The 21460-nt window shown below is 59.6% G+C and carries 22 protein-coding genes and 1 other RNA gene; 17 read left to right on the top strand and 6 right to left on the bottom strand.

From position 1 onward, the window contains the following. Positions 1 to 158: 158 nt before the first annotated feature. Complete coding sequence (locus OC71_RS21495) at positions 159 to 1055, bottom strand: GlxA family transcriptional regulator (protein ID WP_174376918.1); 897 nt, start codon at positions 1053 to 1055, stop codon at positions 159 to 161. 250 nt (positions 1056 to 1305) lie between these two features. On the opposite strand from OC71_RS21495, the gene OC71_RS21490 reads away from it, so the two are divergent. Further along, positions 1306 to 2442: an acyl-CoA dehydrogenase family protein gene (locus OC71_RS21490; protein ID WP_007961611.1), complete on the top strand. Its 1137-nt coding sequence runs from the start codon at positions 1306 to 1308 to the stop codon at positions 2440 to 2442. A gap of 104 nt (positions 2443 to 2546) precedes the next feature. On the opposite strand, the gene OC71_RS21485 is transcribed toward OC71_RS21490, so the two are convergent. Then, complete coding sequence (locus OC71_RS21485; RefSeq protein ID WP_041073179.1) at positions 2547 to 3587, bottom strand: NADP(H)-dependent aldo-keto reductase; 1041 nt, start codon at positions 3585 to 3587, stop codon at positions 2547 to 2549. A 244-nt stretch (positions 3588 to 3831) separates the two neighbouring features. Here OC71_RS21485 and rplM point away from each other — a divergent pair, with 244 nt between their 5' ends. The 7 genes from rplM to OC71_RS21450 all read left to right on the top strand — a co-directional run bounded on the left by rplM (position 3832) and on the right by OC71_RS21450 (position 8717). Then, positions 3832 to 4260, top strand: a complete 429-nt coding sequence (gene rplM / locus OC71_RS21480) for a 50S ribosomal protein L13 (protein WP_003228062.1) — start codon at positions 3832 to 3834, stop codon at positions 4258 to 4260. Positions 4261 to 4274: 14 nt separating this feature from the next. Then, the gene (rpsI, locus tag OC71_RS21475; protein ID WP_007961615.1) at positions 4275 to 4667 is read left to right on the top strand and encodes a 30S ribosomal protein S9; all 393 of its coding nucleotides are present in this window, start codon (positions 4275 to 4277) and stop codon (positions 4665 to 4667) included. A 269-nt stretch (positions 4668 to 4936) separates the two neighbouring features. After that, positions 4937 to 5530: a ubiquinol-cytochrome c reductase iron-sulfur subunit gene (gene petA / locus OC71_RS21470; protein WP_003228055.1), complete on the top strand. Its 594-nt coding sequence runs from the start codon at positions 4937 to 4939 to the stop codon at positions 5528 to 5530. Next, positions 5530 to 6741: a cytochrome bc complex cytochrome b subunit gene (locus OC71_RS21465; protein WP_041073175.1), complete on the top strand. Its 1212-nt coding sequence runs from the start codon at positions 5530 to 5532 to the stop codon at positions 6739 to 6741. Before petA ends, OC71_RS21465 begins: the two co-directional genes overlap by 1 nt. Further along, on the top strand, positions 6741 to 7523 hold the full coding sequence (locus OC71_RS21460) for a cytochrome c1 (RefSeq protein ID WP_007961619.1): 783 nt from the start codon (positions 6741 to 6743) through the stop codon (positions 7521 to 7523). The genes OC71_RS21465 and OC71_RS21460 overlap by 1 nt, the downstream gene beginning before the upstream one ends. 146 nt (positions 7524 to 7669) lie before the next feature. Further along, entirely contained in the window at positions 7670 to 8287 is a 618-nt protein-coding gene (locus OC71_RS21455; protein WP_003228048.1) for a glutathione S-transferase N-terminal domain-containing protein, read from the top strand. Between the two features lie 16 nt (positions 8288 to 8303). After that, positions 8304 to 8717, top strand: a complete 414-nt coding sequence (locus OC71_RS21450; RefSeq protein WP_027612189.1) for a ClpXP protease specificity-enhancing factor — start codon at positions 8304 to 8306, stop codon at positions 8715 to 8717. Between the two features lie 51 nt (positions 8718 to 8768). Here OC71_RS21450 and OC71_RS21445 read toward each other — a convergent pair whose 3' ends face one another. The 4 genes from OC71_RS21445 to OC71_RS21430 form a co-directional block, all read right to left on the bottom strand. Next, positions 8769 to 9347, bottom strand: a complete 579-nt coding sequence (locus OC71_RS21445) for a BON domain-containing protein (RefSeq protein WP_041073173.1) — start codon at positions 9345 to 9347, stop codon at positions 8769 to 8771. After that, positions 9344 to 9937: a phosphoheptose isomerase gene (locus OC71_RS21440; protein WP_025109297.1), complete on the bottom strand. Its 594-nt coding sequence runs from the start codon at positions 9935 to 9937 to the stop codon at positions 9344 to 9346. The genes OC71_RS21445 and OC71_RS21440 overlap by 4 nt, the downstream gene beginning before the upstream one ends. Before the next feature lie 104 nt (positions 9938 to 10041). Beyond that, the gene (locus OC71_RS21435; RefSeq protein ID WP_041073170.1) at positions 10042 to 10404 is read right to left on the bottom strand and encodes a YraN family protein; all 363 of its coding nucleotides are present in this window, start codon (positions 10402 to 10404) and stop codon (positions 10042 to 10044) included. Beyond that, positions 10404 to 12215, bottom strand: coding sequence for a penicillin-binding protein activator (locus OC71_RS21430; RefSeq protein WP_041073162.1), 1812 nt, complete (start codon positions 12213 to 12215; stop codon positions 10404 to 10406). The genes OC71_RS21435 and OC71_RS21430 overlap by 1 nt, the downstream gene beginning before the upstream one ends. A gap of 177 nt (positions 12216 to 12392) precedes the next feature. On the opposite strand from OC71_RS21430, the gene rsmI reads away from it, so the two are divergent. The 9 genes from rsmI (at position 12393) to mraY (ending at position 21460) form a co-directional block, all read left to right on the top strand. Then, a complete protein-coding gene (gene rsmI / locus OC71_RS21425) occupies positions 12393 to 13298 on the top strand; it encodes a 16S rRNA (cytidine(1402)-2'-O)-methyltransferase (protein ID WP_084234262.1) in 906 nt (301 codons plus the stop codon). 73 nt (positions 13299 to 13371) lie between these two features. Further along, an RNA gene (gene rnpB, locus OC71_RS26825) (RNase P RNA component class A) lies at positions 13372 to 13725 on the top strand. 401 nt (positions 13726 to 14126) lie between these two features. Next, positions 14127 to 14582: a division/cell wall cluster transcriptional repressor MraZ gene (mraZ, locus tag OC71_RS21420; RefSeq protein WP_003228026.1), complete on the top strand. Its 456-nt coding sequence runs from the start codon at positions 14127 to 14129 to the stop codon at positions 14580 to 14582. Further along, complete coding sequence (gene rsmH / locus OC71_RS21415) at positions 14579 to 15526, top strand: 16S rRNA (cytosine(1402)-N(4))-methyltransferase RsmH (protein WP_041073160.1); 948 nt, start codon at positions 14579 to 14581, stop codon at positions 15524 to 15526. Before mraZ ends, rsmH begins: the two co-directional genes overlap by 4 nt. Further along, the gene (gene ftsL / locus OC71_RS21410) at positions 15523 to 15816 is read left to right on the top strand and encodes a cell division protein FtsL (RefSeq protein ID WP_041073157.1); all 294 of its coding nucleotides are present in this window, start codon (positions 15523 to 15525) and stop codon (positions 15814 to 15816) included. The genes rsmH and ftsL overlap by 4 nt, the downstream gene beginning before the upstream one ends. Further along, positions 15816 to 17555, top strand: coding sequence for a penicillin-binding protein 2 (locus tag OC71_RS21405; protein WP_174376919.1), 1740 nt, complete (start codon positions 15816 to 15818; stop codon positions 17553 to 17555). Before ftsL ends, OC71_RS21405 begins: the two co-directional genes overlap by 1 nt. Continuing rightward, the gene (locus tag OC71_RS21400) at positions 17555 to 19018 is read left to right on the top strand and encodes a UDP-N-acetylmuramoyl-L-alanyl-D-glutamate--2,6-diaminopimelate ligase (protein WP_041073154.1); all 1464 of its coding nucleotides are present in this window, start codon (positions 17555 to 17557) and stop codon (positions 19016 to 19018) included. Before OC71_RS21405 ends, OC71_RS21400 begins: the two co-directional genes overlap by 1 nt. After that, positions 19011 to 20378 (top strand): UDP-N-acetylmuramoyl-tripeptide--D-alanyl-D-alanine ligase, encoded by a 1368-nt coding sequence (gene murF / locus OC71_RS21395; RefSeq protein ID WP_041073152.1) that lies wholly within the window; start codon positions 19011 to 19013, stop codon positions 20376 to 20378. Before OC71_RS21400 ends, murF begins: the two co-directional genes overlap by 8 nt. After that, positions 20378 to 21460, top strand: a complete 1083-nt coding sequence (gene mraY, locus OC71_RS21390; protein ID WP_025109289.1) for a phospho-N-acetylmuramoyl-pentapeptide-transferase — start codon at positions 20378 to 20380, stop codon at positions 21458 to 21460. Before murF ends, mraY begins: the two co-directional genes overlap by 1 nt.

Below are 21460 nucleotides of genomic sequence, written 5' to 3'. Positions count from 1 at the left end.
AGGCCCTTTTTTTGTGCTGAAGAAAATCTCTAATGCACTGCAATCCCTGTGGGAGCTGGCTTGCCAGCGATAGCGGTATGTCAGAGAAATAGATATCACCTGACACGACGCCATCGCTGGCAAGCCAGCTCCCACAGGTTTTGTATTTGCTCAGGGGCCTACGCAGCCTGCTGAAACTGCTGCCGATACTGGTTCGGCGACAACTCGGTGTGCTGGCGGAACAGCCGCGCAAAGAAGCTCGCATCGTCGTAGCCGACCTCATAACTGATGGTCTTGATGCTCTTGCGGCTGCCCGACAACAGACCTTTGGCAGTCTCGATGCGCAGGCGTTGCAGGTAGTGCAGCGGCTTGTCGCCAGTCGCGGTCTGGAAGCGGCGCATGAAGTTGCGGATGCTCATGCCGTGCTCGCGGGCCACGTCTTCGAAGCGGAACTTGTCGGCGAAATGCTCTTCAAGCCAGTGCTGGATCTGCAGGATGATCACGTCCTGGTGCAGCTTCTGTCCGCCGAAACCGATACGTCCCGGCGAATAACTGCGCTGCACTTCATACAGAATGTCGCGGGCCACGGCTTGCGCCACATTGGCGCCGCAGAAGCGTTCGATCAGGTAGATATACAGGTCGCAGGCCGAAGTGGTGCCGCCGGCGCAATAAAGGTTATCGGCGTCGGTCAGGTGCTTGTCCTGATTGAGGTACACCTTGGGAAAGCGCTCGGCAAAGGCATTGAAGAAGCGCCAGTAAGTGGTCGCTTCCTTACCGTTGAGCAGCCCGGCCTCGGCCAGCCAGAATACCCCGGTGGCTTCGCCGCAGAGCACGGCGCCACGGGCGTGCTGCTCGCGCAGCCACGGCAGGATCTGTGGATAACGGCTGCACAGCGTATCGAAATCGTCCCAGAACGCCGGGAGGATGATGACGTCGGCGTTTTCCAGGCCGCCGTCCACCGGCATCATCACGTCACTGAAACTGTTCACTGGTTTGCCGTCGGGGCTGACCAGCCGGGTTTCGAACGCCGGTGTCAGGCCGTGACCCAGTTGCTTACCGTAACGCAGGCTGGCCAGATGGAAAAAATCCTTGGCCTGCATGAGAGTGGATGCGAAAACCCGGTCGATTGCCAGGATGCTGACGCGCCGCAAGGGCGTGGAGACTTGCTTGGACATAATTCAACTTTTGTTTTGTTTTTATAAGGGAAAGTGGTCACCAGACGGCTGGATCGTCTTATTTTTTGTCGGATGTGTCCAGTGTCCTGTGTCGGAGGTGAGGCTTAGTCTCTGAAGGCCATATTCCTCCAACAACAATGAAAGGTGCCGCATGATCCCCAGAACCTTGTTCAGCTCCGAGCACGAATTGTTCCGCGACAGCGTACGAACCTTCCTCGAAAAAGAGGCCGTGCCGTTCCATGCGCAATGGGAGAAACAAGGCCACATCGACCGCAAACTGTGGAATAAGGCGGGGGAGGCGGGGATGCTCTGCTCGCACCTTCCGGAAGAGTACGGCGGCCTGGGCGCGGACTTTCTGTACAGCGCAGTGGTAATCGAAGAGGTCGGTCGTCTGGGTCTGACCGGGATCGGTTTCTCGTTGCATTCGGACATCGTTGCGCCATACATCCTGCATTACGGCAGTGAAGCGCTGAAGCAAAAATACCTGCCGAAACTGGTCTCGGGCGAGATGGTCAGCGCGATTGCGATGACCGAGCCGGGTGCCGGTTCCGACCTGCAAGGGGTCAAGACCACCGCCGTGCTGGACGGCGACGAGTACGTGATCAACGGCTCCAAGACCTTCATCACCAACGGCTTTCTCGCTGATTTGGTGATCGTGGTCGCCAAAACCGATCCCAAGGCCGGCGCCAAAGGCACCAGCCTGTTTGTGGTAGAGGCGAATACGCCGGGCTTCGAGAAGGGCAAACGCCTGGAGAAGGTCGGAATGAAGGCTCAGGACACGTCGGAATTGTTCTTCCAGGACGTACGCGTGCCGAAAGAAAACCTGTTGGGGCAGGCCGGGGCAGGGTTCGCTTATTTGATGCAGGAATTGCCACAGGAGCGACTGACGGTAGCGATCGGTGGTCTGGCCTCAGCCGAAGCTGCGCTGAAATGGACGCTGGATTACACCCGTGATCGCAAGGCGTTCGGCAAGGCGATCGCCGATTTCCAGAACACCCGCTTCAAACTGGCGGAGATGGCTACCGAGATTCAGATCGGCCGAGTATTTGTCGACAAGTGCCTGGAACTGCATCTCCAGGGCAAGCTCGATGTGCCGACAGCTGCGATGGCCAAATACTGGGGCACGGACCTGCAATGCAAGGTGCTCGACGAGTGCGTGCAGTTGCATGGCGGCTACGGCTTCATGTGGGAGTACCCGGTGGCCCGGGCGTGGGCGGATGCACGGGTGCAGCGGATCTATGCCGGTACCAATGAAATCATGAAGGAGATCATTGCGCGGTCGCTGTGAGTTCTGCAGTGAATTGACGGGCCCCTTCGCGAGCAGGCTCGCTCCCACAAGGATCACGCTGTACCTGTGGGAGCGAGCCTGCTCGCGAAGCTTTTAACGGCCGATCAAGGCGCCGGGTTCGGATGATCCTTGTGGATCGCCTCAATCCCCGCCAGCACCTCATCGGAAAGCTTCAGATCAAAACTGGCAATGTTGCTGTCCAGTTGCTCCAGCGTCGTGGCGCCAATGATGTTGCTGGTGACGAACGGTTGCTGGGTGACGAATGCAAGGGCCATCTGCGCCGGATCAAGACCGTGTTCACGGGCCAGGGCCACGTAACGGCTGCAGGCCGCTTCCGATTGCGCGTTGAAATAGCGGCTAAAGCGGCTGTAGAGGCTCAGGCGACCTTTCGGCGGACGCGCGCCGCCTTCGTACTTGCCGGACAGGAAACCGAATGCCAGCGGCGAGTAGGCGAGCAGGCCGCACTGTTCGCGGATGGCGATTTCCGCCAGGCCGATTTCAAAGCTGCGGTTGAGCAGGTTGTACGGATTCTGGATCGACACCGCGCGCGGCCAGCCCCGGGCTTCGGCCAGGGCAAGGAAGCGCATGGTGCCCCACGGCGTCTCGTTGGACAGGCCGATGTGGCGGATCTTGCCGGCCTTCACTTGCTCATCGAGGGCTTCGAGGGTGTCCTCGAGCGGCGTCAGGTTGGCTTCGATCTTGTGTTTGTAGCCCAGTTGTCCGAAAAAGTTGGTGCTGCGCTCCGGCCAGTGCAACTGGTAGAGGTCGATGTAATCGGTCTGCAGGCGCTTGAGGCTGGCATCCACCGCTTCAGTGATGTGCTGGCGGTTGTGGCGCAGGTTTTTGTCGCGGATGTAGTCGATGGTGTTGCCCGGGCCGGCGATCTTGCTGGCGAGGATCCAGTCGGCACGATCACCACGGCTTTTGAAATAATTGCCGATGTAGCGCTCGGTGGTGGCGTAGGTTTCGGCTTTCGGCGGCACCGGGTACATCTCGGCGGTGTCGATGAAATTGATCCCGGCTTCCTTGGCCCGCTCGATCTGGGCGAAGGCTTCAGCTTCAGTGTTTTGCTCGCCCCAGGTCATGGTGCCGAGGCAGATTGCACTCACGTTCAGGTCGGTACGGCCTAGCTGGCGATAGTCCATCGGGTGCTCCTTGGGCAAAACAAGCATAAAAGCAGGTTGAAATTTTTTTCGCAATCTGCATAATTGCCGACCTCTTTCTGCAGTGGAAGTGATGCGCCGCCGCCGAAGAATCTTGCCGTTGAACGGACGCGCCGACCCGAGCCCCCGAAAGCGTCTGTATCCGGCTGCCTTTGACTTGTCAAAGTACGCACTATTCAGTAAGATCCGCCGTCTTATTTACAGGCGGCCCCTGAGGCTATAAAGAATGAAAACTTTTACTGCTAAACCGGAAACAGTAAAGCGCGACTGGTTTGTCGTCGACGCTGCTGGTCAGACCCTGGGTCGTCTGGCCACCGAAATCGCGAGCCGTCTGCGTGGCAAGCACAAGCCTGAGTACACTCCTCACGTTGACACCGGCGACTACATCGTCGTAATCAACGCCGAGCAGATCCGTGTAACCGGCGCTAAAACCACTGACAAAATGTACTACTCCCACTCCGGTTTCCCGGGCGGCATCAAGTCGATCAACTTTGAAAAGCTGATCGCCAAGGCCCCTGAGCGCGTGATCGAGACCGCGGTTAAAGGCATGCTGCCTAAGAACCCGCTGGGTCGTGACATGTACCGTAAGCTGAAAGTCTATGCGGGCGCTGCACACCCTCATACTGCTCAGCAGCCCCAAGAACTGAAGATTTAACGGAATAGTTCATTATGTCGGCGACTCAAAATTACGGCACTGGCCGTCGCAAGACCGCAACCGCACGCGTTTTCCTGCGTCCGGGTACTGGTAACATCTCCATCAACAACCGCTCCCTGGACTCGTTCTTCGGCCGCGAAACTGCCCGCATGGTAGTTCGTCAGCCGCTGGAACTGACCGAGACTGTCGAGAAGTTCGACATCTACGTCACTGTCATCGGTGGTGGTGTAAGTGGTCAGGCTGGCGCAATCCGCCACGGCATCACTCGCGCTCTGATGGACTACGACGAAACCCTGCGTAGCGCTCTGCGCAAAGCTGGCTTCGTTACTCGCGACGCCCGTGAAGTTGAACGTAAGAAAGTTGGTCTGCGTAAAGCGCGTAAGCGTCCGCAGTACTCGAAGCGTTAATTCGTTTCCACGTTCAAAAAAGAACGCCCGATTCCTCACGGAACCGGGCGTTTTTTTATGCCTGCGATTTATTAAAGAATTGCGCTGTGACAACTTGCCACATTCGTAGACCCCCTATACTACAAGGCTTGAGGGTGGGAGCCCCGGGTAATTCCCTTGTCAGAATTGGGGCTTTTCATTACCATCTCGGCAAAATTTTTATAAGTAACATTGATTTATTTAGTAGATGCCTGATTTAACAGGCCACAAAGCTGATGGGAGAGGACTGAATGAGCAATGACGGCGTGAATGCAGGCCGGCGTCGCTTCTTGGTAGCAGCCACATCCGTGGTGGGTGCTGCAGGAGCGGTGGGGGCTGCGGTCCCGTTCGTGGGGTCATGGTTTCCCAGTGCCAAGGCGAAAGCCGCCGGTGCACCGGTGAAAGTGAATGTCAGCAAGATCGAGCCAGGACAGCAGATGATTGCCGAATGGCGCGGTCAGCCGGTGTTCATTGTCCGCCGTACTGCGGAAATCCTGGGGAATCTCAAGAAGATCGAGGGCCAGCTCTCCGATCCGACTTCCAAAAACTCCACGCAACCTACTTATGTCGATCCTGAAGTGCGCTCGATCAAGCCGGAAATCCTGCTGCTGATCGGGATCTGCACTCACCTGGGTTGCTCTCCCACCTTCCGTCCCGAAGTGGCGCCTGCGGACTTGGGTAAAGACTGGGTCGGCGGCTATTTCTGCCCTTGCCACGGTTCCCACTACGATCTGGCTGGCCGCGTCTACAAGTCGCAACCCGCGCCTTTGAACCTGCCAGTTCCCCCGCATTCCTATGAGACCGATGACCTGATTGTCATTGGCGTCGATACGGAGAAAGCGTGATGAGCAAGTTCATGGATTGGGTGGATGCGCGCTTCCCGGCGACCAAAATGTGGGAAGACCATCTCAGCAAGTATTACGCGCCAAAAAACTTCAACTTCTTCTATTTCTTCGGCTCGCTGGCACTGCTGGTGCTGGTCAACCAGATCGTCACCGGTGTCTGGCTGACGATGAGCTACACCCCGTCGGCAGAAGAGGCGTTCGCTTCCGTCGAGTACATCATGCGCGACGTCGAGTACGGCTCGATCCTGCGTCTGCTGCACTCCACCGGCGCTTCGGCGTTCTTCATCGTGGTTTATCTGCACATGTTCCGGGGCCTGCTCTACGGTTCGTACCAGAAACCGCGTGAGCTCGTCTGGGTGTTCGGCATGCTGATCTACCTGGCGCTGATGGCTGAGGCCTTCATGGGTTATCTGCTGCCTTGGGGGCAGATGTCCTACTGGGGTGCCCAGGTGATCATCTCGCTGTTCGGTGCGATTCCGGTGATCGGCAACGACCTGACCCAGTGGATTCGGGGTGACTACCTGATCTCCGGAATCACTCTGAACCGCTTCTTCGCACTGCACGTCGTGGCGCTGCCGATCGTGATTCTCGGTCTGGTGGTGTTGCACATTCTGGCGCTGCACGAAGTCGGTTCGAACAACCCCGATGGCGTCGACATCAAGAAGCACAAAGACGAAAACGGTGTCCCGCTGGACGGCATTGCCTTCCACCCGTACTACACCGTGAAAGACATCGTCGGCGTGGTGGTGTTCCTGTTCATCTTCTGCTTTATCGTGTTCTTCTTCCCGGAAATGGGCGGCTACTTCCTCGAAAAGCCAAACTTTGAGCAAGCCAACCCGTTCAAGACGCCTGAGCACATTGCCCCGGTCTGGTACTTCACGCCGTTCTACGCGATCTTGCGTGCGATCCCGGACAAACTCATGGGCGTGATCGCCATGGGGGCCTCGATTGCCATGCTGTTCGTGCTGCCGTGGCTGGACCGCAGTCCGGTCAAATCGATGCGCTACAAAGGCTGGATGAGCAAAATCTGGCTGCTGGTGTTCTGCATTTCCTTCGTGATCCTCGGCATTCTGGGCGTACTGGCCCCGACGCCCGAGCGCACGCTGGTGTCGCAGATTTGCACCTTCCTGTACTTCGCCTACTTCATTCTGATGCCGTTCTACACCAGGCTCGAGAAGACCAAACCGGTTCCGGAAAGGGTGACTGGCTGATGAAAAAGTTATTTTTTGCTCTGATTTTTGCTGCGCTGCCTGTGCTGTCTTTCGCCGCCGAACACGGTGGTCCGGAGCTGGAAAAAGTCGACATCGACGTGTCCGATAAAGCTGCCCTGCAGGACGGTGCGCGCACCTTTGCCAACTATTGCATGGGTTGCCACAGTGCCAAGTTCCAGCGTTACGAACGGGTGGCCGATGACCTCGGCATTCCCCACGACATGATGCTCGAGAAGCTGGTGTTCACCGGCGCCAAGATCGGCGACCACATGAACATCGGCATGCAGCCGGCAGACGCCAAGACTTGGTTCGGTGCGGCACCGCCGGACCTGACCCTGGTGGCGCGCGTGCGTGGCACCGACTGGCTCTATGGTTATCTGCGCTCGTTCTACGAAGATCCGGCGCGTCCCTGGGGCGTGAACAACAAGGTCTTCCCAAACGTCGGCATGCCTAACGTGCTGGTCGGCCTGCAAGGTCGTCAGGTGGTGGGCTGCAAGCAAGTGCAGATCGTCGAGGACGGCAAGAAGCAATACGATCCGCTGACCGGTACGCCGCTGACTCATGAAGCGTGCGATCAGTTGACCATCGTGCCGAAAACCGGTGCTCTGAACGAAGAGCAGTTCGATGAGAAGGTCAAGAATCTGGTAACCTTCCTGGCTTACTCGGCTAACCCGGTTAAGCTGCAACATCAGCGCATCGGTACTTACGTCTTGCTGTATCTGGCGTTCTTCTTTGTGTTCGCCTACCTGCTCAAGCGTGAATACTGGAAAGACGTGCACTGATACGCTTCAAGCATTGCTGTTAATCGCGCGCGCCCAAGGGCGCCTCCGATAACGCAATGTCTGGTTCGCCAGGCATTGCGGGAGGCGCCCTCTGGGCGCGCGCGTTTTTCCGGTTCCAATCATTTCAACAAGCGAGGAGGATCGCCATGGGCGTGACCAATCGGTTGGCCTGTTACTCCGACCCCGCCGACCACTATTCCCACCGAGTGCGCATCGTGCTTGCAGAGAAGGGTGTCAGCGCCGAAATCATTTACGTGGAAGCTGGCCGCCAGCCGCCTAAACTGATTGAGGTGAACCCTTACGGCAGTCTCCCGACACTGGTCGATCGCGACCTGGCGTTGTGGGAGTCGACCGTGGTGATGGAATATCTGGATGAGCGTTACCCGCATCCGCCACTGATGCCGGTTTACCCGGTGGCGCGTGCCAACAGCCGTCTGCTGATTCACCGTATTCAGCGCGACTGGTGTGGTCTGGTGGATCTGATTCTGGATCCGAAAACCAAGGAAGCCGCGCGTGTCGTGGCACGCAAGGAATTGCGTGAAAGCCTGACGGGCGTGTCGCCGTTGTTTGCCGACAAGCCGTTTTTCCTCAGTGAGGAACAAAGTCTGGTGGATTGCTGCCTATTGCCAATACTCTGGCGTTTGCCGATTCTGGGTATTGAACTGCCGCGGCCGGCCAAGCCGCTGCTTGATTATATGGAGCGCCAGTTTGCGCGTGAGGCTTTCCAGGCGAGTCTGTCTGGCGTCGAACGCGATATGCGCTAAGGCTTAAGGAGCCGCTATGAACTCCAGTCGACCTTATCTGGTCCGCGCGCTCTACGAGTGGATTGTGGATAACGATTGCACCCCGCACATGCTGGTCAATTCCGAATACCCGGCAGTGCAGGTGCCGCAAGGTTTCGCCAGCGACGGGCAGATTGTCCTGAACATTTCGCCCAGTGCCGTGCGGCACTTGCACATGGACAACGACGTGGTGACCTTTGAGGGTCGCTTCGGTGGCGTTCCGCATAGTCTCTATGTGCCAATCAGCGCGATTCTGGGCATCTACGCCCGGGAGAACGGGCAGGGCATGGTGTTCGATCTCGAGTCGCCGATGGATGACGAAGACGATATCGAGCCCGATGACGACTTGCCGCCACCGGGCAGCGAGCCGCCGCGACCAAGCGGCCGGCCAAGCTTGAAAGTGGTGAAGTAATAAAAAAGGCGATCCGGATGGATCGCCTTTTTTGTATCTGCTCGTCGCGTATCAGTCGATGTATTCGAACAGCTTCACGATCTTCTGCACGCCGGCAACGCCTTGCACCAGGTTGGTTGCCTGTTGTGCTTCCTGTTTGGTCAGCAGGCCCAGCAGGTAAACGATACCGTTCTCGGTCACGACCTTGATGCGCGAGCCGGGAATGCTGGCGTCGGTCAGCATCTGGGTCTTGATCTTGGTGGTCAGCCAGGCGTCGTTCTGGCGAGCGAGGAAGCTTGAAGGTGCAATCACTTGCAGTTCGTTGTGCACTTTCTTCACGCGCTGCACGTTGGCGGCGGCCTGTTCGGCCTTGGCCTTGAGGTCTTCGCGCGGAGTCTGGCCGGCGAGCAGCACCACGCCGTTGAAGCTGGTGACGACGATATGCGAGTCCTTGTCCAGGCCGGGGTCGGCCTTGGCCACGTTGACGCCGACTTTGGTCTCGATCAGCGAGTCGTCGATTTTGCTGCCGAAGGTTCGGGTGCCGCGGTCGTCTTCAATCGGCGCTTCACGGCTGGCATTCACCACCGAGGTGCAGCCGCTGATGCCGAGGCACAGGGTCAAGGCCAGAAGGCCAAGGCGATTAGGGGTCATTCTTCACTCCCGAACAGTTGGCTGTCGATCAGATCGCAGAGGCAATGGATCGCCAGCAGATGGACTTCCTGAATACGTGCAGTGACATGGGCCGGTACGCGAATCTCGACATCTTCAGGCAGCAGCAGTGAAGCCATGCCGCCGCCATCGCGGCCAGTCAAAGCTACGACAACCATTTCGCGATCATGTGCGGCCTGGATCGCTTGAATAATGTTTGCCGAGTTGCCGCTGGTCGAGATCGCCAGCAATACATCGCCGGGTTGACCCAATGCGCGGATCTGCTTGGAGAACACTTCGTTGTAGCTGTAGTCGTTGGCGATCGAGGTGATGGTCGAGCTATCGGTGGTCAGAGCGATGGCCGGCAGGCTCGGGCGTTCACGCTCGAAGCGGTTGAGCAGCTCGGAGGAGAAGTGCTGGGCGTCGCCGGCAGAGCCGCCGTTGCCGCACGAAAGCATTTTGCCTTCGTTGAGCAGGGCGTTGACCATGATCTGGCTGGCTTGCTCGATGTGCGGTGCAAGTACGTCCATCGCCTGTTGCTTGGTGTCGATACTGGCCTGGAAAAGCTGGCGAATTCGGGATTGCATGTCCATCTGTGTGACCTTAAGTAGCGCGGCTGTTCGGCACGTGAATGTGCAGCCCGCAAAGCAAAGAGCAAAAATTGTCGGTGAAAGTGTCCGGGGTGGTGTGCAGAGAATCAACCATCGAACGCATTCTGCAACCAGTTCAACTGATCCGGGTGCCTGTCGATGGCCACCACGTCGAAGCGGCAAGGGGAATCGGCCCAGCGTGACTCGCGCTGAAGGAAATGCTGTGCGGCGAAAATCAGCTTCTGCCGTTTGCGCTCATCGATGCTAGCGAGCGCGCCACCCCATTGAGTGTTTTTTCTGTAGCGGACTTCGACGAATACTACTGTATCGCCATCAAGCATGACCAGATCAAGCTCGCCCCGTTTGCATGACCAGTTCTGCGCCAGCAGGCGCAGACCCTGGTGTTGCAGATGCTCGAGCGCCTGGCGCTCGGCATCTTTACCGCTTTGCAGGTGCGAGCCGTCGGGCATCAGCGCGGGGTGTCCGGCAGGCGTTGAACCTGACCGTTGACGAACTGCGCCCATGGCAACTGACGCACTACGCGTTGGGTCTGGGTCATGCCCAGGCTACCCGACTGACCTTCGATGCGGCTGTCCGGCAGCGCCTTCAACTGACCCAGGCGCGGCGCCAGACGGTAGGCGTCGACGCCCATGGCGTAAAGGCGACCCAGGCTGCCGGCCGCTTGCGGCCATTGCGCGGTGACTTGCTGACGCAGCGGGTCATTGGCTTCCAGCAACCATGGGGTTTCGCAGAAGCGCACGCCGTTCATGTCGTTGTACTGGTTCACATCGCCGCTGGCGCTGTACACGTGGGAAGTTGCGTACACCGGAACATCACCCGCGTACTGGAAGTTCAGGGTCGGCTTGATCTGCTGCGCTTGCTGCGGGGTGGCTGCCAGGAAGATGAACTCGATGTCCTGGCGACGCGACGGCTGAGCGGCGACATTGGTGCCAGCAGCGTTTTGCAGGCTCTTGGCGCGGGCTTCGCTTTGACGCAGCTGGAACATGTCAGCGATCTGCTGGGCCAGTTGCACTGGCTGATCAACGCGTTCGGTGGCAACGATGCTGCCGCCATTGGCCTGCCAGTCCTGGCTGAACGCACGCAATACGCGGTCGCCCCATTCGCCTTTCGGCACCATGATCGCCGCGCGATGCAGGCCGTCGGCGCGGGCGCGACGCGAAACTTCGCGAGCTTCGTCTTCAGCCGCCAGACCGAACTGGAACAGTTGCGCCGGACCTTGATCGCCTTCGCTGTAGTTCAGCGCGAGGGTGGTGATTGGCAGTTGCGGACGGGTGCTCAATTGCTTGACCAGCGGTTTTTCCAGCGGGCCGACCACCAGTTGCACGCCATCGGCCTGGGCCTTGCGGTAGAACTCGTCCATCGAGGTCAGTTTGGAGCTGTCGTAAAACTCGATGGCGGGTGGCTTCTGACCGGCCTGTTGTGCTTGATAGTGCGCCGCCATGAAGCCTTCACGCAGCGCTTTACCGACTGAGGCCAGTGGGCCGTCTTGCGGCAGCAGCAGGGCAATCTTGCTCAGGGGCTGGCTGGCCAGTTCCTTGAGTTTGGTCAGTGGCAGCGGCAGGTTGATTGCTGCTGGGTGCTTTGGATTCTGTGCGCGCCAGGCATCGATCGCCGCTTGCTGCTGTTCTAGGGTGCCGGCGGTTTTCACAGCCAGGGCCAGGCCCATCCAGCCGCCGAGATCGTCGGCGGTGTTGGGTTGCAGTTGATCGGTAGGCAGCGAAGCGATCAAAGTCCAGATGGCTTCGTGGTTCTTGCTCGCGGCTTCGCCTTTGAGCATTGGAGCGATGAAGATGCGCTCACGAGCGGCTGCCAGGGTCTGGCCGTCGGCTTCCAGTGCGCGGGCGTGCACGGTGCCGGTGCGAACTTGCTGATCTTCCGGCATTTCGCTCAGGTGCTGCAGGCTCGGATGGCTCAGAGCGGTCAGCGCAGCTTTAGGCTGATTACGCGTCATTGCCAGCTCAGCGGACAAGGTGCTGGCGAAGATCTGCTGGCCTGGCTTCAACTGCTCCATCGGCACTTGTTGCAGGATCTGCGCGGACTGGCCGGCATTGCCCTGGCGATAAGCGAGGTCTGCCGCGCTCAAGCGCAACAGCGCGGCTTTTTCCGGCGTCTTGGCCTGGGTAGCCTGTTCGAGCAGTTGCTCGATGCTGGCATCCGGAGTCCGTGGAAGTTCGCCAAGGCTTGAGGAGGGGGAGCTGGCGCAGGCCGCCAATAAGGCAGCGAGGCAGAGGGCAGTGAACAGCCGCAGGCAAGCGATCATGTAAGTGTTCCTGATACTCGATCAAATTAGCGTGGAATTGTACCCAAGCGCTGGCCGGGGCGCGATGTTACTGGCGTGAAACCGTCAATTTAGCTGATGTAAATGTTGCGCGACCGCACAATGGTGCGACAAACCGTGTCTGCCGCGAGCGCATCGCCGGGCGCGTGACGCGCTACAATGGCGGCTTTTACCGATCATGAGGTGTGCGCTTTGACTGCTCCAGGTGCTTTGAATTCCGCTGCGGGCTCGCTTTATGTGGTGGCGACGCCCATCGGCAACCTGGATGACATCAGCGCCCGGGCGTTGAAGATCCTGCGCGAAGTGGCGCTGATCGCCGCCGAAGACACGCGCCATTCCCAGCGTCTGATGCAGCACTTCGGCATCTCCACGCCGCTGGCGGCCTGCCATGAACACAACGAGCGTGATGAGGGCAGTCGTTTCATCACGCGTTTGCTGGCTGGCGACAACGTCGCGCTGATTTCCGATGCCGGTACGCCGCTGATTTCCGATCCGGGTTATCACCTGGTGCGCCAGGCGCGTGCCGCCGGTATCAATGTGGTGCCGGTGCCGGGGGCATGCGCGTTGATTGCTGCGTTGTCGGCGGCCGGTCTGCCATCCGACCGTTTCATCTTCGAAGGTTTTCTGCCGGCCAAGGCTGTTGGGCGCAAGGCGCGTCTGGAAGCCATCAAGGAAGAGCCGCGCACGCTGATTTTCTACGAGGCGCCGCATCGTATTCTCGAGTGCCTGCAAGATATGGAAGCCGTGTTCGGTGCTGATCGCCCGGCATTGCTCGCTCGTGAAATCACCAAGACCTTTGAAACGCTCAAGGGCCTGCCACTGGCCGAGTTGCGGGCATTCGTCGAGGCGGACAGCAATCAGCAGCGTGGTGAATGCGTTGTTGTAGTGGCTGGCTGGACTGCGCCGGAATCCGAAGACGCGGTCAGCAGCGAGGCGATGCGCGTCCTCAACCTGCTGCTCGAAGAGATGCCGCTCAAGCGCGCTGCCGCCCTGGCCGCGCAAATCACCGGTGAGCGCAAAAACGTGCTGTATCAGGTCGCACTGGAACAGCAGAAGGGCGAGTAACCCGTCGCGCAGACGGGTTTCACGGCTATTAGCGCTTGTTCTTCGGGCGCTCTGCCGTTAACCTGCGCGGCGGAGAGTCGATCGGACAGTCGCTGCCCTCTATGAAAATTAGAGGGGGGAGGAAAGTCCGGGCTCCATAGGGCGAAGTGCCAGGTAATGCCTGGGAGGCGTGAGCCTACGGAAAGTGCCACAGAAAATAACCGCCTAAGCGCTTCGGCGCCGGTAAGGGTGAAAAGGTGCGGTAAGAGCGCACCGCACGTCTGGCAACAGTTCGTGGCTAGGTAAACCCCACTTGGAGCAAGACCAAATAGGGTCCCAAGGCGTGGCCCGCGCTGGGACCGGGTAGGTTGCTAAAGATGTCCAGTGATGGCCATCGTAGACGAATGACTGTTCAAGACAGAACCCGGCTTACAGATCGACTCTCCACCTTTTTCTTTCCCTGCTTGAATCAATGGCATCAGGGCTGGTTATTATCGGCAGGCCTGCGCTAAAGTCCGGCAGCGGCAAATGCAGTAATAGCCATTTCCCACCTTGCTTCAATCAACAGCAGAAGCGCTTTTGTAATACCGAAAAAATCTTACTCTTAACAAATCACTTTAACTTCCGAGCGCAGCTTTCAGTGCTGCATCAAGTTATTGGTCAAAAGTATCCGCCAAATTGTCGTTGCCCCTCCTTTTAAGCTCCTAAATCTCCGTTCTGTAAGGGTTTTCCTTTAATCCGCGCCTTGACGGTGTGGTGGGCGCATTCCTATAGTGTGCGCAAGTGGCGGAAAGTGGCATGAAGTGGGTTTTTTGAGCTCAAAACGATAAAAATTGGAGAAACGCTGACGTGTTTCGCGGAGCTAACGCTATCAGTCTCGATGCTAAGGGCCGTCTCGCCATGCCGAGCCGGTACCGTGACGAGCTCGTTTCGCGTAGTTCCGGCCAGTTGATCGTGACCATTGATGCCGTTGATCCGTGCCTGTGTGTCTACCCGCTCGACGAGTGGGAAATTATTGAAACCAAGTTGCGTGCACTCCCTTCGCTGCGCGAAGAGAACCGTCGCCTGCAGCGTTTATTGATTGGTAATGCCGTCGACCTCGAGCTCGACGGCAGTGGTCGTTTTCTGGTTCCACCGCGTCTGCGCGAATACGCAAAGCTTGATAAGAAAGCGATGCTGGTGGGCCAACTGAACAAGTTCCAATTGTGGGACGAGGATGCATGGAACGCGGTGTCTGCCGCTGACCTTGCTGCTATTCAACAACCGGGCGCCATGCCTGACGAACTGCGTGATTTGATCCTGTGACTATTGATAGCGGCTTTAACCACATCACCGTACTGCTTGACGAAGCCGTCGAGGCTCTCGCCGTACGTCCTGATGGCTGCTATCTGGACGGTACGTTCGGGCGCGGCGGGCACAGTCGGCTGATCCTCAGCCAGCTCGGGCCGGACGGCCGGCTGATCGGATTCGACAAGGATCCTCAAGCGATTGCCACCGGGCAAACGCTAGCGGCCGAAGACGGCCGCTTTGTCGTTGTGCAGCGCAGCTTTGCCGAACTGGGTTCGGTGGTTGCCGAACAAGGGCTGAGCGGCAAGGTCAGCGGCATCCTGCTCGACCTCGGCGTGTCGTCGCCGCAACTGGATGACGCCGAGCGCGGCTTCAGTTTCCTCAATGACGGCCCGCTGGACATGCGCATGGATCCGTCCCGTGGCATCAGCGCCGCCGAATTCGTCAACACCGCGCCCGTGGAAGAAATCGCCCGGGTGTTCAAGGAATACGGCGAAGAACGTTTCTCCGGGCGCATGGCCCGTGCCGTGGCCGAGCGCCGCGACATCAAGCCATTCGAGCGCACCGCCGATCTGGCGGAAGTTCTGAAAGTTGCCAACCCGGCGTGGGAGAAGGGCAAGAACCCGGCGACCCGTGCATTCCAGGGTTTGCGTATTCACGTCAACAACGAACTGGGCGATCTGGAAGCCGGCCTCGAAGCCGCACTGGATGCTCTGGAAGTCGGTGGCCGTCTGGTGGTCATCAGCTTCCACTCGCTGGAAGACCGCATCGTCAAACTGTTCATGCGCAAACTGGTGAAAGGCGAAGCCGACAACCTGCCGCGCAACCTGCCTGTGCGCCACGTGGCGTTCGAACCGAAAATCAAAATCCATGGCAAAGCGCAGACGGCCTCCGACGCCGAGCTCAAAGCCAACCCACGTTCCCGTAGCGCTGTCATGCGTGTCGCGGAGAAGTTGCGGTGAGCAAGCTTTTCGCCAAGCCCCTGCCGGGCGGCAGCTTTATCATGCTGCTGCTGTTTGTCGGCGTGCTCGTGTCGGCCATCGGCGTGTCTTACAGCGCGCACTGGAACCGGCAGTTGCTTAACACCCTTTACAACGAACTCAGCGTGCGCGACAAGGCGCAGGCCGAGTGGGGGCGCCTGATTCTCGAGCAAAGCACTTGGACTGCGCACAGCCGCATCGAAGTGCTGGCCACCGAACAATTGAAAATGCACATTCCGGGCGCGGCTGACGTGAAGATGGTGGCGCCATGATGAAACTCGAAGGCGCACTCTTCCCGTGGCGCTTCCGCCTGATGGTGGCTCTGCTCGGCGTGATGGTCGCGGCGATCTGCTGGCGCATCATCGACCTGCAAGTGGTTGACCGTGACTTCCTCAAGGGACAGGGCGACGCGCGCAGTCTCCGTCACATCCCGATTCCTGCTCACCGTGGTCTGATCACCGACCGTAACGGCGAGCCGTTGGCCGTGAGTACCCCGGTGACGACGCTGTGGGCCAACGCCAAGGAAATGCAGACGGCCAAAGAGAAGTGGCCGGCACTGGCCGCGGCGCTGGGGCAGGATCCGAAAGCCCTGGCCGAACGTCTCGAAGCTCAGGCCAACAAAGAATTCATTTACCTGGTGCGCGGGCTGACCCCTGAGCAGGGCCAGGCTGTGCTCGACCTGAAAGTGCCGGGCGTTTACGGCATCGAAGAATTCCGCCGCTTCTACCCGGCCGGTGAAGTCACCGCGCACATGGTCGGCTTTACCGACATTGACGATCACGGGCGCGAAGGCGTCGAGCTGGCCTACGACGAGTGGCTGGCCGGGGTGCCGGGCAAGCGGCAGGTCATCAAGGATCGGCGCGGTCGGCTGATCAAGGATGTCCAGGTCACCAAGAACGCCAAGGCCGGCAAGCCCTTGGCGTTGTCGATTGACCTGCGTCTGCAATACCTGGCGAACCGCGAGCTGCGCAACGCGATCATCGAGAACGGCGCCAAGGCTGGCAGCCTGGTGATCATGGACGTGAAGACCGGCGAGATCCTCGCCATGGTCAACCAGCCGACCTACAACCCGAACAACCGTCGCAACCTGCAACCGGCGATGATGCGTAACCGCGCGATGATCGACGTGTTCGAACCGGGTTCGACCATGAAAGCGATCTCGATGAGTGCCGCGATCGAATCCGGGCGCTGGAAACCGACCGACACCGTCGAGGTGTATCCGGGCTCGCTGCAGATCGGCAAGTACACGATCAAGGACGTTTCGAAGACCGAAGGCCCGGTGCTGGACATGACCGGGATTCTGATCAACTCCAGTAACGTCGGCATGAGTAAGGTCGCGTTCGATATCGGCGGTGAGACCATTTACCGTCTCGCACAGAAAGTCGGACTCGGCCAGGACACCGGCCTGGGCTTTCCGGGCGAGCGCGTCGGCAACCTGCCGAACTACCGCGACTGGCGCAAAGCCGAAACCGCGACACTGTCTTATGGCTACGGTATTTCCGTGACCGCGATCCAACTGGTGCACGCATTCTCGGCGCTGGCCAACAACGGTCGTCTCGCACCGCTGACGCTGATCAAAACCGACAAGCCGCCGCAGACCACTCAGGTATTGCCGGAAGCGGTCGCGAAAACCATGCAAGGCATGCTGCAGCAAGTGATCGAAGCACCGCGCGGCGTGTTCCGTGCGCAGGTGCCGGCGTATCACGTGGCCGGCAAGTCGGGTACTGCGCGTAAAACGTCGGTGGGCACCAAGGGCTACGCCGAAAACTCCTACCGCTCGCTGTTCGCCGGTTTCGGGCCGATGAGTGATCCGCGTTACGCCATCGTGGTGGTGATCGATGAACCGTCCAAGGCCGGTTACTTCGGTGGTCTGGTGTCGGCGCCGGTGTTCAGCCGTGTGATGTCCGGCACCCTGCGCCTGATGAACGTGACCCCGGACAACCTGCCGACTACCCAACAGGCCAACGCTACCCCGGTCGTTCCGCTGAAAGCCAATGGAGGGCGCGGCTGATGTCTCTGAGTCTGAACAAGATATTCCCCCACGCCGGCCATGATCTGTTGATCCGTGAATTGGCGCTGGACAGCCGCAACGTGCGCGCGGGCGACCTGTTCCTCGCCGTGCCCGGTGGCAAGTTCGATGGCCGTGCGCACATCGCCGATGCCTTGCAGCGCGGCGCGGCGGCAGTTGCTTACGAAGTGGAAGGCGCCACCGTGCTGCCGATCACCGAAGTACCGTTGATTCCGGTCAAAGGCCTGGCGGCGCAGCTGTCCGACATCGCCGGGCGCTTTTATGGCGAGCCGAGCCATCACTTGAACCTGATCGGTGTTACCGGCACCAATGGCAAAACCAGCGTGACCCAACTGGTCGCGCAGGCACTCGATCTGCTTGGTCAGCATTGCGGCATCGTTGGTACGCTGGGTTCCGGCTTCCATGGCGCGCTGGAAAGCGGTCTGCACACCACGCCGAATCCGATCGCCATGCAAGCCACTCTGGCCGACCTGAAAAAGGCCGGGGCCAAAGCCGTGGCCATGGAAGTGTCGTCCCACGGTCTGGATCAGGGCCGGGTCACTGCATTGGCGTTCGACGTCGCGGTGATGACCAACCTGTCCCGCGACCACCTGGATTATCACGGCACCATGCAGGCGTACGCCGAGGCCAAGGCCAAGCTGTTCGCCTGGAATGACCTGAAGTGCCGCGTGGTCAACCTCGACGACGATTTCGGTCGGCAGTTGGCCGGCGAAAAACGCGAGTCGCGTTTGATCAGTTACAGCCTGCTCGACAGCAGCGCCTATTTGTATGTCCGCGAAGCGCAGTTCGATGACCACGGCGTACGCGCCACGCTGGTCACGCCGCAGGGCGAACACCATCTGCGCAGCACGCTGCTTGGTCGTTTCAATCTGAGCAACGTGCTGGCGGCGGTCGGCGCCTTGCTCGGTCTGGATTATGCGCTCGACGAAATCCTCAAGGTGCTGTCGAAACTTGAAGGCCCGGCCGGGCGCATGCAGCGTCTGGGTGGCGGCACTCAGCCACTGGTGGTGGTCGATTACGCGCACACCCCGGATGCCCTGGAAAAAGTTCTGACCGCGCTGCGCCCACACGTCAAAGGCCAGTTGCTGTGCCTGTTCGGCTGTGGCGGTGACCGTGATCGCGGCAAGCGTCCGCTGATGGCCGAAGTGGTCGAGCGTCTGGCCGATCGCGTACTGGTCACCGATGACAACCCGCGCACCGAAGACCCGGCGCAGATTTTCGATGACATCCGCGCCGGTTTCACTGCTGTGGATAAAGTCACCTTCGTCGCCGGCCGTGGTCAGGCGATTGCCCAGCTGATCGCTGCTGCATCGGCCGATGACGTGATCGTGCTGGCCGGCAAAGGTCACGAGGACTATCAGGAAATCAACGGCGAGCGGCACGCTTTCTCCGATCTGGTCGAGGCCGATCATGCCCTCACCGCGTGGGAGGTGGCCCATGCTTAAGGCCCTGACATTGAGCGAACTGACCAACGTGCTCGACGCACGTCTGATCAGCAGCGATGCCAGTTTCGATGGCGTCAGTATCGACAGCCGTGCGATCACCGCTGGCCAACTGTTTATTGCCCTGACTGGCCCGCGCTTTGACGGTCATGACTACTTGAACGATGTCGCCGGCAAAGGCGCGGTGGCGGCATTGGTCGAGCGTGAAGTCGCCGACAGCACCTTGCCGCAACTGCTGGTCAAGGACACCCGTCAGGCCCTCGGCCAGTTGGGTGCGCTGAACCGTGCCGCGTTCACGCAACCGGTGGCGGCCATTACCGGCTCCAGCGGCAAGACCACGGTCAAGGAAATGCTCGCGAGCATCCTGCGTACCCGCGGTCCGGTGCTGGCGACTCGCGGCAATCTGAACAACGATCTCGGCGCACCGCTGACCCTGCTTGAACTGGCGCCGGAGCACACCGCCGCCGTGATCGAACTGGGCGCTTCGCGTCTGGGTGAAATCGCCTACACCGTCGGGCTGACCAAGCCGCACGTGGCGATCCTCAACAACGCGGGCACTGCCCACGTTGGCGAGTTCGGCGGGCCGGAAAAAATCGTCGAGGCCAAGGGCGAGATCATCGACGGTCTGGCGGCGGATGGTATTGCCGTGCTCAACCTCGACGACAAGGCCTTCGGAATCTGGAAACTGCGCGCCGGCGCACGCAAGGTGCTGACCTTCTCCCTGAGCAATCCGCAGGCAGATTTCTACGCCAGTGACCTGAGCACCGATGCCCGGGGCTGCCCGGCTTTCAAACTGCATACACCTGAAGGTGTGGAGCACGTTCAGCTGAACCTGCTCGGCACCCATAACGTCGCCAACGCCATGGCGGCCGCTGCTGCTGCTCACGCCCTGGGCGTGTCGCTGTTCGGCATTGCCACCGGGCTTGGCGCGGTACAACCGGTCAAGGGCCGCACCGTCGCGCAACTGGCGAAGAACGGCATGCGCGTGATCGATGACACTTACAACGCAAACCCCACCTCCATGTGCGCTGCCGTTGATATACTCGCCGGCTTTTCCGGCCGCACCGTCCTGGTGCTCGGAGATATCGGCGAGTTGGGCGACTGGGCGGAGCAGGGGCACCGCGACGTGGGCGAATACGCCCGGGGCAAGGTTTCCGCGCTTTACGCGGTCGGGCCGAACATGGTCCACGCCGTGAACGCATTCGGCCAAGAGGCGCATCACTTCGGCACGCAAGCCGAACTGATCCAGGCCCTCGATGCCGAGCAGGACACAAACACCACTATTTTGATCAAGGGTTCGCGCAGTGCAGCGATGGAAAACATCGTTGCGGCTCTGTGCGGGTCCAGTCTGGAGAAACATTAATGCTGCTGCTGCTAGCGGAGTATCTGCAACAGTTCTACAAAGGCTTCGCGGTCTTCCAGTACCTGACCCTGCGCGGGATCCTCGGTGTGCTGACCGCGCTGGTTTTGTCGCTGTGCTATGGCCCGTGGATGATCCGCACCCTGCAGAACCGTCAGATCGGCCAGTCCGTTCGTAACGACGGCCCGCAATCGCACCTGTCCAAGTCGGGTACGCCGACCATGGGCGGCGCGCTGATTCTGTCTTCCATCGGTGTCAGCACATTGTTGTGGGCTGACCTGAGCAACCGCTACGTCTGGGTCGTGCTGCTGGTGACTCTGCTGTTCGGCGCCATTGGCTGGGTCGACGACTACCGCAAAGTGATCGAGAAGAACTCCCGTGGCTTGCCAAGCCGCTGGAAATATTTCTGGCAGTCGGTCTTTGGCCTGGGCGCAGCGATCTTCCTTTATATGACCGCCACCACGCCTGTGGAGACCACGCTGATCCTGCCGATGCTCAAGGACTACAGCATTCCGCTGGGCGCCGGTTTCATCGTGCTGACCTACTTCGTGATCGTCGGTTCGAGCAACGCGGTCAACCTGACCGACGGCCTCGACGGTCTGGCGATCATGCCAACCGTGATGGTCGGCGGTGGTCTGGGGATTTTTTGCTACCTGTCGGGTAACGTGAAGTTCGCTGAATACCTGCTGATCCCTTACGTGCCGGGCGCGGGCGAACTGATCGTGTTCTGCGGCGCGCTGATCGGTGCCGGTCTGGGCTTCCTCTGGTTCAACACCTACCCGGCGCAAGTGTTCATGGGCGACGTCGGTGCTCTGGCACTCGGCGCGGCACTGGGCACCATCGCAGTGATCGTCCGTCAGGAAATCGTCCTGTTCATCATGGGCGGCGTGTTCGTGATGGAAACCCTGTCGGTGGTTATCCAGGTTGCTTCTTTCAAGCTGACCGGGCGCCGTGTGTTCCGCATGGCACCGATTCACCACCACTTTGAACTCAAGGGCTGGCCCGAGCCACGCGTGATCGTCCGTTTCTGGATCATCACCGTGATTCTCGTGCTGATCGGCCTTGCCACCCTGAAGCTGAGGTAG

The sequence above is a fragment of the Pseudomonas sp. W15Feb9B genome (assembly GCF_000828175.1).
GTDB lineage: Bacteria > Pseudomonadota > Gammaproteobacteria > Pseudomonadales > Pseudomonadaceae > Aquipseudomonas > Aquipseudomonas parakoreensis.
The sequence above is the reverse complement of the archived record's forward strand: the minus strand, read 5'-3'. Positions and strand labels throughout refer to the sequence as shown.